Source organism: Corynebacterium occultum, assembly GCF_009734425.1.
In the GTDB taxonomy this organism is placed as follows: Bacteria; Actinomycetota; Actinomycetes; order Mycobacteriales; family Mycobacteriaceae; genus Corynebacterium; species Corynebacterium occultum.
Window position 1 is genome coordinate 2,677,588 of the sequence record NZ_CP046455.1, and the last position, 13,279, is coordinate 2,690,866.

General features: G+C 63.8%; 10 protein-coding genes. 5 read left to right on the top strand and 5 right to left on the bottom strand.

Features of this window, described 5'->3' with window-relative positions:
- Window position 1: 1 nt before the first annotated feature.
- From COCCU_RS12265 to COCCU_RS12275, 3 genes are read right to left on the bottom strand one after another with little or no spacing between them, the layout of a single operon-like run.
- A complete protein-coding gene (locus COCCU_RS12265) occupies window positions 2–748 on the bottom strand; it encodes a multidrug ABC transporter permease (RefSeq protein WP_156231881.1) in 747 nt (248 codons plus the stop codon).
- A gap of 7 nt (window positions 749–755) precedes the next feature.
- Window positions 756–1,748, bottom strand: a complete 993-nt coding sequence (locus COCCU_RS12270; RefSeq protein ID WP_156231883.1) for an ABC transporter ATP-binding protein — start codon at window positions 1,746–1,748, stop codon at window positions 756–758.
- 23 nt (window positions 1,749–1,771) lie between these two features.
- Window positions 1,772–2,281, bottom strand: coding sequence for an NUDIX domain-containing protein (locus COCCU_RS12275; RefSeq protein WP_156231885.1), 510 nt, complete (start codon window positions 2,279–2,281; stop codon window positions 1,772–1,774).
- A 213-nt stretch (window positions 2,282–2,494) separates the two neighbouring features.
- Here COCCU_RS12275 and COCCU_RS12280 point away from each other — a divergent pair, with 213 nt between their 5' ends.
- The 3 genes from COCCU_RS12280 to COCCU_RS12290 are packed head-to-tail and all read left to right on the top strand — an operon-like array spanning window position 2,495 to window position 8,048.
- Complete coding sequence (locus COCCU_RS12280; protein WP_156231886.1) at window positions 2,495–4,084, top strand: hypothetical protein; 1,590 nt, start codon at window positions 2,495–2,497, stop codon at window positions 4,082–4,084.
- Window positions 4,084–5,145 carry a glutamate ABC transporter substrate-binding protein gene (locus tag COCCU_RS12285; protein ID WP_156231888.1) on the top strand — a complete coding sequence of 354 codons (1,062 nt, stop codon included), beginning with the start codon at window positions 4,084–4,086 and terminating at the stop codon, window positions 5,143–5,145. The genes COCCU_RS12280 and COCCU_RS12285 overlap by 1 nt, the downstream gene beginning before the upstream one ends.
- Window positions 5,142–8,048, top strand: a complete 2,907-nt coding sequence (locus COCCU_RS12290) for a serine/threonine protein kinase (RefSeq protein ID WP_231598769.1) — start codon at window positions 5,142–5,144, stop codon at window positions 8,046–8,048. Before COCCU_RS12285 ends, COCCU_RS12290 begins: the two co-directional genes overlap by 4 nt.
- Window positions 8,049–8,114: 66 nt before the next feature.
- Here COCCU_RS12290 and COCCU_RS12295 read toward each other — a convergent pair whose 3' ends face one another.
- Together COCCU_RS12295 and pta are read right to left on the bottom strand one after the other, a co-directional pair.
- The gene (locus tag COCCU_RS12295; protein WP_156231890.1) at window positions 8,115–9,311 is read right to left on the bottom strand and encodes an acetate kinase; all 1,197 of its coding nucleotides are present in this window, start codon (window positions 9,309–9,311) and stop codon (window positions 8,115–8,117) included.
- A gap of 2 nt (window positions 9,312–9,313) precedes the next feature.
- Complete coding sequence (pta, locus tag COCCU_RS12300; RefSeq protein ID WP_156231891.1) at window positions 9,314–10,693, bottom strand: phosphate acetyltransferase; 1,380 nt, start codon at window positions 10,691–10,693, stop codon at window positions 9,314–9,316.
- Window positions 10,694–11,199: 506 nt separating this feature from the next.
- On the opposite strand from pta, the gene COCCU_RS12305 reads away from it, so the two are divergent.
- Window positions 11,200–12,567, top strand: a complete 1,368-nt coding sequence (locus COCCU_RS12305) for an FAD-dependent oxidoreductase (RefSeq protein ID WP_156231892.1) — start codon at window positions 11,200–11,202, stop codon at window positions 12,565–12,567.
- Window positions 12,568–12,746: 179 nt separating this feature from the next.
- The gene (locus COCCU_RS12310; protein WP_156231894.1) at window positions 12,747–13,271 is read left to right on the top strand and encodes a GNAT family N-acetyltransferase; all 525 of its coding nucleotides are present in this window, start codon (window positions 12,747–12,749) and stop codon (window positions 13,269–13,271) included.
- Window positions 13,272–13,279: the final 8 nt, after the last annotated feature.

Below are 13,279 nucleotides of genomic sequence, written 5' to 3' on the forward strand. Positions count from 1 at the left end.
ATCAGGCATCCCGCTTCTGCAGCAGGATCACACCGGCCACCCAGATCACCACTGCCCAGAGGAGGAAGTAAAGTCCACTGCCGCCCACACCCCAGGCGATGTCCGGAATGGGAGTACCGGAGACGAAGGCGTGGAGGTTGTTGAAGGGAAGATAGTTGCGGATATCGGCACCGACCTTCGGCAGGATTCCGATGATGTCCTCCAGCGCCAGGTACCACATCAGCACCAGGGTCACCGCACCCGCGGTCTGCCGCAGCAGCAGGGCGATACCCTGGGCGAAGAGGGTGATCAGGGCGGCCATCAGCGGGTACGCCCAGATCAGTCGCTGGCCATCCTCGGAACCGAAGGGATCGAAAGCGGCACCGACCTCAGGCGAGACCAGCGCCTCCGCGAGGAGGTAGCAGGCCACGAGGACCACCAGTGTCAAAAGCGCGGCGATCACCGCATAAAGCAGGAGTTTGGCTACTGCGACGGTCCAGCGGCGCGGGGTCGCCAAGTAGGTGATGGACTGGTATTTGTGCCGGTATTCACTGGTGATCACCATGACCGCCTGCACCGCGATGATGATGAAACCGAACATGTAGACACCGACCACAGCATTCTGCGGGGTCAGTGGCATCCCTTCGGTGAAGCTGCCCATCAGGGCTGCCACGCCGAGGCTGAAGGCGATGAAGAGGGCAGAGGTCCACCAGATTGACTTGGTGGTGAAGAGCTTGATGGCTTCAGAGATGATGGTATTGACAAACATGGTGGTCCTACTTCTCCTCTGCCTGATTCGGCTGCTTATCGACGCCCACCGCGGTGGCGGCGGTGGGCGGCACGGCACCCGGCACAGCGGCCGCGTGGTACTCCACCGAATCTCCGGTCATCCCCATGAAGGCATCCTCCAGGGAGGCCTGGCGGAGGCTGAGCTCCTGCAGGCTGATTCCCTCGGCGAAGGCCAGGGCACCGATTTCATCGGTGCTGCGGTCCGGGATCTCCAGGATGAGACGGTTCTCCGCATCCCGGGATTCCGCATGGCTGATTCCCTGGAGCTTCAGACTCTCAGTGAATCTCGGCAGCTGCTCCGCCCGGACCACGACGGTGGTGGCGGAATTCTGCTTGATGAACTCATAGGTGGAGATATCGGAGATGAGCTTGCCGCGCCCGATGACGATGAGGTGGTCCGCGGTCAGTGCCATCTCAGAGAGCAGGTGGGAGCTGACCAGCACGGTCCGCCCCTCTGCGGCCAGGGACTTCATCAGATCCCGGACCCAGCGGATACCCTCCGGGTCGAGACCGTTGACCGGCTCATCCAGGATCAGGACCTCCGGGTCACCGAGCAGGGCTGCGGCGATGCCGAGGCGCTGCCCCATACCGAGGGAGAAACCACCGGAGGATTTGGTGGCGACCCCACTTAAGCCCACCAGGTCCAGAACCTCCTGGACCCGGCCCTTGGGTAACCCATTGGAGCGGGCGATCCACCTGAGGTGGTTGGCTGCGCTGCGGTTGGGGTGACGGGCACCGGCATCCAGCAGTGCGCCGACGTGGGTCAGGGGGTTCTTCAGCTCGGTGTAGCGCTGCCCCTTGATGGTGGCGGTACCGGAGGTTGGGGCATCAAGCCCCAGGATCATCCGCATGGTGGTGGATTTTCCGGCGCCATTCGGCCCGAGAAAGCCGGTGACGATTCCGGGCTTCACTGAGAATGTCAGATCATCGACCGCCCGAACCTCCCCGTACTGTTTGGTCAGTCCCTGAACTTCAATCATGCACACCAGGGTGCCACAAATTCCTAACTCAGCAGCTCAAGGGTCTTCTCCTGCAGGCTGGGAAGGGAACGGCTGAAAGCCGGCAACAGGGGCAGATCCTGGATGGAGTCCAGCGATACCCAGCGCAGTTCCACGGATTCCTCATTGCGGATCGTCGCCAGACGATCATCATGGAATGTGCGCGCAATCACAGTTGTGTAGGTCCAGCCCCCGGGCAGGGCGGGGCGTTCCGGATCCCCCTGGAAGGGCCCCGCGGTGACCAGGGAGTCGAGCACCTCAACCTCAGCGGCTCTGATGCCGGTTTCCTCGGCAGCCTCACGGATGGCGGCCTGCACCGGGGATTCCATGGAGTCCCGGGCCCCACCGGGCAGCGCCCAGGTGCCACCGGCATTGGTCCAGAGGGCACGGTGCTGCATCAGTACCTCGGGACCGGTGGGCAGATTCGCGACCAGGAAGAGACCGGCCGCCCCGAACCTGCCCCACACCTTCGAACCCCGGGGCCCTGCGGCCCAGCCATTTCCATCACCAATCATGATTCAAAGACTAACCAGTTCCGGGACCGGAGTGGGAGAACCCCGGAGAATCTCACCGCGCCGGAGGGAAGTGGCTCAGCCTACAACCCCCTGCCCAACTGCCTGGGGGTGGGGCTTTCCCCACCGGGGGACAGCAGGGGCGTCGCCAAGCGTTTTCGGGGAACTCACCGCGACATTAGACATATTCCCCACCACATTGGTTATCCTGGGAGAATGAACGGCGAAAAGGGCTCCCCTGCGCCACTTAGCGAGCCACTTTCAGAGCAACCGGAGGACTGGGAAAATCCAGGATCCCCGGAGCAGCAGTTCGCCTATTCCCGGACCCGCCTGCGGAATGAGCCGGTCCGGCAGCTCCGCAAACCCCGTGGTCTGGCTCCGCTGATCGATGACAGTGAGGTTCCGGAAGACACCCAGGACCACTGGCTCGACCATATTTCCCAGGATGAGGGAGGGAGCCGGTTCAATGTCTGGAATGTTCTCTACGATTCCTTCGCCGTGCCCATCCACTGGTCGCGGCAGCTCTTCTCCTATATCGCCACCAGTCCGGGCAAGCTGCTCACTCTGACGGTGATTTTGTCCATCGCGATCTTCGCCGCCGGTTATTCCATGTCCCAGTCCGCGGGTCACCGGCAGGCCTCCCTGGATGTGCTGCTGAGCACCACCGAGCCGATGAGCTACTCCGCCCACAACCTCTACACCTCCCTCTCACTGGCGGACACCATCGCCACCACCGGTTTCGTGCAGGCCGGGGTGGAGTCGGCGGACACCCGGGCCCGCTATAACGCGGCCCTCGACCGGGCCTCGGTGGCGGCCTCCGAATCGGCGGCCAGCATTCCCGCCTCCGATATCGACTCCATGCGCCTGATCACCGAGATCCAGCGCCAGCTGCCGGTGTACAGCGGCATGGTGGAAAGCGCGCGGGTCAACAACCGGGTGGGTAATCCGGTGGGTGTGGCCTACATGGCGGAAGCGTCCTTCCTGATGAGGGACACGATCCTGCCGGCGGCCTCCGACCTTTTCAACGCGACCAGCCAGCGGGTGTCCGATGAGCAGCGCAGCCTGACCATGCCGCAGTGGGTGCCCCTGTCTGGGCTGCTGGCCGCCGTATTCTTCCTCAGCATCGCCCAGTGGTGGCTGTGGCGGTTGACCCGACGCCGCCTCAACAAGGGTTTCCTGGCGGCCACCGCCCTGATGCTGACGGCGATCCTCTGGGTCTCCGCCTCGAATTTCGCCACCTGGCAGGCCGGTAACCGCGGTTTCGCGGAAGCTGCGATGCCCTGGGACTCCCTGACCACCTCCCGGATCCTGGCACAGCAGACCCGCACCGCGGAAACCCTGGTGCTGGTGCGCCGTCAGTCCCTGGAGGAGACCGAGACCACCTTCACCCAGACGATTGATGAGGTCAAGGTGGCCCTGGAGGATTTTGAACTGGCTGAGAAAAAAACCGAGCAGACCCATAATGACAGCATCCTGCTGCAGGCCCGGGAGTCCCTGCAGCACTGGGAGAACGCCCATCAGGGGTTGGGGACTGCCCTGGATTCCGGTGATTATGAACGCGCCGTCATTCTCTCCACCGGCACCCCGCAGCAAAATGGTGGCTCACCCACCGCCGCTTCTGCCTATGGGGTGTTGGATAGTGCCCTCGCCGCCCTGATCTCTGATGCCCGCGCCTCCATGCGGGCCTTCATCAATGATGGTCTGGCCGCCACCAAACTGGTGTCTACGGTGGTGATGCTGCTTTCCCTGGCTGCCGTCATCGCCATCTGGTTGGGCATCCGCCCCCGGCTCCGGGAGTACCTGTGATGATCCGCCGTCTTTTTGCCCTGACCATTCTCCTGATCACCGCCTCCGTCCTCTTCACGTCCTGTTCCATGTTCTTCCAGCCGGAACCCGAGGAGAAGAAAGAGCGGGTGGATCGGGCGGAAACCTATGGCCCACCCCTGCCGGCCGATGCTTCAGTGGAGGCGGCCGGCCAGTTCCCCGCGGAACCGGACCTGACCGATAACCTCATCGGTTCGCTACGCCCCGGGGACGCCACCCCGGGGGAGCGGATCCCGGAGATCCTGGAGCGGGGCCGCATCATCATCGGTGTAGACCAGTCGCAGTACCTGCTCAGCTACCGTGATTCCGTCACCGGCGACCTGCAGGGCTTTGAGATCGATCTGGCCCGGGAGATCTCCCGGGACATCTTCGGGGACCCCTCCAGGGTGGAGTTCCGCTTCGTCGACAGTTTTGACCGGGTCAGCACCCTCAGCAGCGGGGAGGTGGATCTGGTGATCCGCAATATGTCGGTCACCGAGAAACGACAGAATGAGGTGCTCTTCTCCGCCCCTTACCTGAGTGCCGAGACCCGCCTGTTGGTGATGGCCCATTCCGGTGTCAACTCCTTCGATTCCCTACCTGGCCAGACCGTCTGTGTGGCCGATAACTCCACCGGACTGGAGACCGCCCGGGAGTATGCCCCGCACTCCCCCATCCTGAAGACCCGCAACTGGGCGGATTGCCTGGTGGCCCTGCAGCAGCATCAGGCGCAGGCGATCATCTCCGATGACTACATCCTCTCCGGAATCACCGCCCAGGACCCCTACACCACCATCGTCGGGGAGTCCCCGGCCTCCTCCGAGTACGGTGTCGCCGCCGCACACCCCCGGGTCTCTGAGCTCTCCGAGGATCTGATCCGCCAGGTCAACGCCACCATGGAGCGGATCCGGGAGGATGGCACCTGGTGGCGGATGTACGACCGCTGGTTCTCCGCCTACCTCAGCACCTCCGGGCAGCCCCCGCTGAACTACCGGGCGGAAGAGGAGCCCTACCAGGACACCCCGGCAGCAGAGACCACCGAGACCAGCGAGGAAGAGCCGTGAGCACCGACCCCAACCAGCAGCCGTGTGAGAACACCCCGCCCCCAGCCGAGGCGGGCGGACACGGCCAGACCCCGGAGCCGGTGGACATCGACACCGAGGCGGTGGCCTTCGATCCTTTCGCCGATGAGGAAACCCCTGAAGATGAGGTGGTCTTCGATGATGATGAGGTGGTCGGCCCGGAGTATGTGGGCACCCAGGCCGTGAAATTCGACCCCTTCGCCGACGAGGACACCCCGGAAGATGGGGCTGCCACCGCCGAGACGGAGCAGGTTGCGGCCGGCAGGGCCCGGGCGAACCCGGAACACATCGGCACCGAAGCGGTGAAATTCGACCCTTTCGCCGATGATGATGAAGATGAGATCGAGGTCGAGTTCGACCCCACCCTGGGGGTGGCCATCCCCATCCCCCGGCCAGCGGCGGCGGATCCGCGACCCCCGGCCCCGGAACACCCCAGCCTGAACTACGAAGGCACCGAGGCGGTGAAATTCGACCCCTTCGCCGATGATGATGAAGAGGATGAGGAACTCCTCGACGCTGATATCGGTGCCCTGATCCAGGAGCTCGGTTCACTACGCGAGCAACCCGGCGGGGTTCCCGAACCGGATGAACCCGTATCCTCCTCTGCCCCGGTCATCAGTCCGCAGGATGCCCGCGACGGTCTGATGAGCACCGGCATCCGGGTCTCCGGGCTTCTCGACGATGATCACGGCACCGAACCCCATGAACGGAATCTGGCCCAGGACACCAGTGCCCGCTCCCGGCAGGAGGCCATCTCCACCTTCCGCCAACGCCGTGGCACCCGGCGCGTGGGACGCACCGTCGCTGATGGCATGGTGCACCTGCCCTTCGTCGGTCTGACCAACCCGGCGGCGGCGTTGAAGAGTGCGGAGGATATCCAGAAGGCGAAGGTTGCCCCACCCCAGCTCAAGGCCGGGGACAGCATCGCCGACCAGTACCTGATCATGGGCCCCATCGCCCATGGTGGTCTGGGCTGGATCTACCTGGCCGAGGACCAGAATGTCTCCGGCCGGCTGGTGGTGCTCAAGGGGATGCAGGCGGAGAAGAGCCTGGAGGAGCAGGGCACCGCCGAGGCGGAGCGGGAGTTCCTGGCCGACATCACCCACCCCGGTATCGTCAAGATCTTCAACTTCATCGATGACCCCAGGGTGCCAGGGGGGTTCATTGTCATGGAGTATGTCGGTGGCCCCTCCCTGCGGGATCGTCGTAATGTGCTCGCGGACCGTACCTTCTCCATTGACATCGCCATCGGTTATATCCTGGAGGTGTTGCCGGCACTGGATTATCTCCATTCCCGTGGGGTGGTCTACAACGATCTCAAGCCCTCCAACATCATCATCACCGAGGATCAGGTGAAATTGATTGACCTGGGTGCGGTCAGTGGTATCGGTGCCTTCGGCTATATCTACGGCACTAAGGGTTTCCAGGCCCCGGAGGTGGGCACCGAGGGACCTTCCGTGGCCAGCGACATCTACACCATCGGCCGTACCCTGGCGGCCCTGACCCTGCAGCTGCCCGCCGATGAGCGTGGCATCTACAAGCCGGGGTTGCCCACCCCGGCGGAGGAGCCGCTCTTCCGCCGTTACCTCTCCTTCTACCGTTTTCTGCAACGCGCCACCCATGTGGATCCGCAGCGGCGTTTCCGCAATATCGAGGAGATGCGCACCCAGCTTTTCGGGGTGCTGCGGGAAATCCTGGCGGTGCGGGATGGGCGGCAGTTCCCGGCGCAGCACTCCCTCTTCTCACCGCAGCGTTCCACCTTCGGCACCAAGCTGCTGGTGTTCCGCACCGACCAGCTCATCGACGGCATCGACCGCACCGCCCGGATCACCACCTCGGAGGTGGTTTCCGCCCTGGCGGCCCCCCTGATCGACCGTTCCGATGTGGGTGCGGCCATGCTCTCCGGTTCCTCCTACACCGAACCCCAGGAGGCCCTGGAAACCCTGCGTCAGGCGATGAAGACGGAGGAGTACCAGCATTCCTCGGAAATCCCGCTCGGTGTGGTCCGTGCCCTGTTGGATCTCGGTTTCACCGGCCAGGCGCGTTCCTGGTTGGCCAGCCTGGCGGAGCGGCTCGGCCATGACTGGCGTTTTCAGTGGTATTCCGGGGTGACTGACCTGCTGCTGGATGATTTCGCCGCCGCCCAGGAACACTTCAACAGTGTGCTCAGCATCCTGCCCGGGGAGTCCGCCCCCAAATTGGCGATCGCCGCTGTCAATGAGCTGTTGCTGCAGCAGCTGGGTTATGACCGCACTCCCCTGCTCGACCCGGCGGCCACCCGCATGGCCGCCAATTTCGACCTGGACTCCGAGGAGCTCGATGATGCGGCCTTCACCGCCATCAATGATGCCTGGACCCACACCACCGAGGATCCGGCGCTGCTGCGTTTCGTGGCGATGCGTCTCTACGGTCTGGTGTGGCGCACCAACCCCACCACCGTTTCCTCCGCCTTCGGGCTTTCCCGCCAGCTGACCGCCGAGAACCAGATTGAGATGGCGGTCGCCGCCCTGGACAAGGTGCCCCTGGCTTCCCGACACCACCGCATGGCCCAGCTGACCACCATCCTGGAGCTGGTCTCCGGCAAGCTCACCGAGGGCCGGATCAGGCGGGCGGCCCGCCGCCTGGAGGAGATCCCCACCAATGAGCCCCGTTTCTTCCAGATCAAGACTGCCGTGCTCTCCGCCGCCCTGAACTATCTGCGTGATGCGGATCTGCGCTCCGCGGCCAGCTCCAATGAACTCTTCGAATTCTCCTTCACCCAGCGTGGCCTGCGCTACGGGCTCTCGGAGACGCTGCGCCAGCAAGCCCGCCAGGCCCCCTTCGCCCGCCACCGTTACGCCCTGGTGGACATGGCCAATCAGGTTCGGCCGGTCACCTGGTTCTAAAACGCTTATCGACGGCCGCGCTCCTCCCCCTTGCGGGGCAGGCACGGCCGTCGATAAGTGTTGTTTTTAGGGGGCGAGTTCAGTGGCGTAGCGGGCGATCGCCAGTTCCTCATTGGTGGGGACGACGAAGACCTTGATGGTGGAGTCATCGGTGGAGATCTCGCGGGGGCCACTGTTGGGCAGGGCGTTGCGCTCCGGGTCGATCTTGATGCCGTACATCTCCAGCTCGGCCATGGCATCAGCGCGGACATTGGCGGCGTTTTCGCCCACACCTGCGGTGAAGGTGATCGCGTCGACGCGGCCGAGGCTGATCATGTAGGAACCGATGTAGCGGCGCAGCTGGTGAATGTAGATCTGGTAGGCCAGCCAGGCATCCGGGTCGCCGTCCTCGATCATCTCCGCCAGGGCCCGGAAGTCATTGACCCCGGAGATGCCCTTGATACCGGACTGCTTGTTCATCAGCGTGTCGATCTCATCGATGCTCATGTTGGCGGTGCGGTAGAGGTGGAAGACGATGCCCGGGTCGATATCACCCGTGCGGGTGCCCATCACCAGGCCGGAAAGCGGGGTCATGCCCATGGAGGTGTCGATCGCCTGGCCACCCCGGACCGCGGCACAGGAGGCACCATTGCCCAGGTGGAGGGTGATCTGGTTGACCTCATCGGTCGGCTTGCCCAGCAGCTCCGGAACCCGCTGCGAGATGTACTCGTGGCTGGTGCCGTGGAAACCGTAGCGACGCACCCCGTTCTCCCCCGCCACCTCCTTGTTGATGGCGTAGATCGCGGCGGCCGGGGGGAGGGTGTGGAAGAAACCGGTGTCGAAGACCGCGACATGCGGCACATCCGGCAGGATCTTCCGGGCCACCTCGATGCCGTCCACATTGGCCGGGTTGTGCAGCGGGGCCAGCGGGATCAGGTCCTTGATCATGTCGACAATTTCATCGGTGATGATCTCCGGGGCGGAGAAGAGGATACCGCCGTGCACCACGCGGTGCCCGACCGCGGTGATCTCCACCTGGGCGGGGCCGCAACCGTGCTCACTCATCAGCTCGAAGGCACGGTTCAGGCCCACCGAGTGGTTGGGGATCGGCTCCTCCAGCAGGTGTTTCTCCCCGCCGTACTTGAGGATGACACGCCCCAGGGGCTCCCCGATCTGCTCCACCAGACCAGAGGCGAAGGGCTCATCGGTGGCGCTGTTGTTCGGGTCCAGCAGCTGGAACTTGATGGAGGAGGAACCGGAGTTCAGGACGAGGGCATAGGTCATGGTCAGTTCCCTCCGGCCTGGATGGCGGTGACGGCGACGGTGTTGACGATGTCGGGGACGGTGGCGCCACGGGAGAGATCATTGACCGGCTTGTTCAGACCCTGCAGGATCGGCCCCACCGCCAGGGCAGAACCGGTGCGCTGGGCGGTCTTATAACCGATGTTGCCGGACTGCAGATCCGGGAAGATGAAGACATTGGCGTGGCCGGCGACCTTGGAGTCGGGCATCTTCTTCTTCGCCACGCTCGGATCCACCGCGGCATCGAACTGCAGGGGGCCATCGACGCAGAGATCCGGGTTGATGCGGCGGGCATGCTCCAGGGCCTCGATGGTGACCTCCACATCGGGGCCGGCACCAGAGGCACCGGTGGAGTAGGAGAGCATCGCCACGCGCGGCTCAATCCCGAAGGCGGCGGCGGTGCGGGCGGAAACCACCGCGATCTCCCCGAGCTGCTCGGCGCTGGGGTTCGGGTTGACCGCACAGTCACCGAAGGCCCAGAGCCTACCCCGCAGAATCATCAGGAAGATGGAGGAGACCACGGAAGCGTCCGGGGCGGTCTTGATGATCTGGAAGGAGGGTTTGATGGTGTGGGCGGTGGTGTTCGCGGCACCGGATACCATGCCATCAGCCATGCCCCGGTGAACCATCATGGTGCCGAAGTAGGAGATGTCCTTCATGGTCTCCCGCGCCTCTTCGAGGGTGACCCCCTTCTTCTTGCGCAGCTCCGCGAACTCGGCGGCGAACTCCTCCAGGTGCGGGTCCTTGAGGTGGTTGATCACCTGGGCGTTGTCCAGGTTCAGGCCCAGCTGCTGCGCCCGGTTCTGGATGTGCCCGGCATCGCCGAGGATGGTCAGTTCGCAGATGCGGCGTTCCAGCAGGCGGTCCGCAGCCATGAGGATGCGGTCATCATGGCCCTCGGGCAGGACGATATGAGCCTTGGCGGCCCGGGCCCGCTCCAGCAGGAAAGACTCGAAGACCGGCGGGGTCATGACCTCCGGGGTGTCGATCTTGAGCGCCTCGACCACCTTTGAGGTGTCCGCCATCTCCTCGGCGGTGAAAGCATCGGCGACGGTGGCCTGCAGGCGGTGGGCCTGTGCGAAGGCCAGATCCACCGGGGGCCCCTGCTGGTCGACGAGCAGCAGCAGCGGCACGCCCAGCGCGCCACCGACCTCGCAATCGAAGCTGAGGTTGCCGGAGGTGAGGATCAGGGCCGGCCCCTCCTTCAGCGGCTTCGAACCGTAGATATCACCGAGGTTGGACTCCAACTCGGTGAGATCGATGATGCGCTTCAGGCCGATACGGTCGGCGAAGTCCTTGACGTCAAAACCATCGAGGCTACGACCGACGGTGCTGAGAACGACCGGGCTGGGTTGGACTGACATGCGGTCCCTTTCTGTACGGGGTCTCCGTGCGGGTTGCTGATCGGACAGGGATGGATCCGGGCTCTGCGGTCTTGACCACTGGCGTTGGCCCGGAGCCGGGGAACCCATTCCGCTCGATTGTGCCACAGAGCACATTAACCACTGACATGTGATTGATGCTAACTCTACCTTTGCAGGCCAGACCTTTCAGTACTTCTTCTCTGCAAATTTTTGTGGCAATCCAATCATGCTTCCTTAACAACATTTTTGCCCGACTTGAGCGGAAATTACGGGGCAACACTCCAGGGGGATCCTCTCCCCCCGACGCTCCCCCCGCTGAGTGGGCAGGGACCTTGCCCACTCGGCACACCGCACCAGGGGGCCTTCCCCACCTGTCCTGCGGCCACTTTCTGCCACACTGTGGGTGAGCACCGTCATAAGGGTGGCCTTTCATCCCCCAGGCGGGCCACGTAGACTGGGATTATTCAGTTCCCGCCCAAGACCCCGTCAGAACAGGATGCCCCTTTATGTCCCGACCCATGCGTGTCGCCGTTGTCGGTGCCGGCCCCGCCGGCATCTACGCCTCAGACCTTCTCATCAAGTCTGACACGGAGGTCAGCGTTGACCTGTACGAGCGCATGCCGGCCCCCTTCGGCCTGATCCGCTATGGAGTCGCCCCCGATCATCCGCGCATCAAGGGCATCATCAAGTCCCTGCACAATGTGCTGGACAAGCCCGAACTGCGGTTGCTCGGCAATATTGAGATCGGCAAGGACATCACCATCGATGAGATGCGTGACTACTATGACGCGATCATCTTCTCCACCGGTGCCACCGCTGACCGTCACCTGGCCATCCCCGGTTCGGATCTGCCGGAGTTCTACGGTGCCGGCCAGTTCGTCGGTTTCTATGACGGCAACCCGGATTTCTCCCGGGACTGGGACCTCTCCGCCGAGAATGTCGCCGTGATCGGTGTCGGCAATGTTGCCCTCGACATCGCCCGCATCCTCGCCAAGACCGCCGATGAGCTCAAGGTCACCGAGATCCCCGACAATGTCTATGACACCCTGGCCCAGAACCGGGCGAAGGTGGTCCACATGTTCGGCCGCCGGGGCCCCGCCCAGGCCAAGTTCACCCCCAAGGAACTCAAGGAGCTCGACGAGTCCCCCACCATCGAGGTCATTGTCAACCCGGAGGACATCGACTACGACGCCGCCTCGGAGGAGCTCCGCCGCGCCTCCAAGTCCCAGGACCTGGTCTGCCAGACCCTGGAGTCCTATGCCATGCGCGAGCCCAAGGACGCCCCCCACAAGCTGTACATCCACTTCCTGGAGTCCCCGGTTGAGGTCATCGGCGAGGAGGGCCACGTCACCGGCATCAAGACCGAGCGCATGGAACTGACCGGCGACGGCAATGTCCGCGGCACCGGGGAGTTCACCATCTGGAAGGCCGAGGCCGTCTACCGGGCCGTGGGCTACCGTTCCGACCCGATCACCAACGTCCCCTTCGATGATGAGAACGCCGTGATCCCCAATGACGGCGGCCATGTCCTCGACCCGGAGACCGCGGAGCCGGTGCCCGGCCTCTACGCCACCGGTTGGATCAAGCGCGGCCCCATCGGGCTGATCGGCAACACCAAGTCCGATGCCAAGGAAACCACTGACATGCTGCTGGCCGACTGGTCCGCCGGCAAGCTCAACGAAGCCACCAAACGGGACCCCGAAGAGGTCACCGAAATGCTCAGGTCCCGCGGTATCGCGGTGACCACCTGGGATGGCTGGTACCGCCTCGACGCCGCCGAGCGTGCCCTCGGTGAGGCGGAGGGGCGCGAACGCAAGAAGATCGTCGAGTGGGATGAGATGGTTCAGCACGCGGGCCCGGAATACGAGATATAGACCGCAGCTTTCGCCAGTTCAGCGCACTCTTTTCACCCACCCCGGGTAAGAGTCCGTCGGAAAGACGGCCAGTGTCACGGATGTTCAAAACCACATCCACGGCACCCGCCGATTCCGTTTGAAATATTCCCATGGCAACTATTTTGTTTCAGGGGGTGAGCAGCCTAGACTTTTCGCCCATGACCATCTTCTATGCGGTTTCCAACCTCGCGAACCTCTCATCCCTCGAGGTGCACCGACTCTATAAACTGCGGGTTGACATCTTCGTCCACGAGCAGCACACCCCCTACGCTGAGATCGAGGACATCGACGCCGCGGAACACACCATGCACGTCATGGCCTGGCAGGCCACCAAGGGTGAGGAAGGTGCCAGCCGCCAGCTGGTCGGTGCCGCCCGCCTCCACCTCGACACTTACGAGGGTGCCGATGTCGTCCGACTGGGTCGCCTCATCGTCGCCCCCGCCGAGCGTGGCACCGGCCTGGCCGCCGAACTGATCGAAAACTCCCTGCGCTTCGCCTTCGAGCGCGCCCCCGGCCGGGATGTCATCATCGCCGCCCAGACCCCGCTGCAGTCCTACTATGAGGGATATGGTTTCCAGGTCTGCGGGGATCCCTTCACCGAGGCGGATGTCCCGCATCTGCCGATGAAGCTGGATGCCGCAGTCCTGAGCGAGCGTTTCGGCGCCGCCGCCGCTGCCAGCTAGTTCAAGAC

Bases quoted from the DNA above. Each gene is read 5' to 3' on its own strand.
- COCCU_RS12285 (WP_156231888.1), top strand. From the start codon at position 4,084: ATGATCCGCCGTCTTTTTGCCCTGACCATTCTCCTGATCACCGCCTCC.
- COCCU_RS12280 (WP_156231886.1), top strand. From the start codon at position 2,495: ATGAACGGCGAAAAGGGCTCCCCTGCGCCACTTAGCGAGCCACTTTCA.
- COCCU_RS12265 (WP_156231881.1), bottom strand. From the start codon at position 748: ATGTTTGTCAATACCATCATCTCTGAAGCCATCAAGCTCTTCACCACC.
- COCCU_RS12305 (WP_156231892.1), top strand. From the start codon at position 11,200: ATGTCCCGACCCATGCGTGTCGCCGTTGTCGGTGCCGGCCCCGCCGGC.
- COCCU_RS12295 (WP_156231890.1), bottom strand. From the start codon at position 9,311: ATGACCTATGCCCTCGTCCTGAACTCCGGTTCCTCCTCCATCAAGTTC.
- COCCU_RS12270 (WP_156231883.1), bottom strand. From the start codon at position 1,748: ATGATTGAAGTTCAGGGACTGACCAAACAGTACGGGGAGGTTCGGGCG.
- pta (WP_156231891.1), bottom strand. From the start codon at position 10,693: ATGTCAGTCCAACCCAGCCCGGTCGTTCTCAGCACCGTCGGTCGTAGC.
- COCCU_RS12310 (WP_156231894.1), top strand. From the start codon at position 12,747: ATGACCATCTTCTATGCGGTTTCCAACCTCGCGAACCTCTCATCCCTC.
- COCCU_RS12275 (WP_156231885.1), bottom strand. From the start codon at position 2,281: ATGATTGGTGATGGAAATGGCTGGGCCGCAGGGCCCCGGGGTTCGAAG.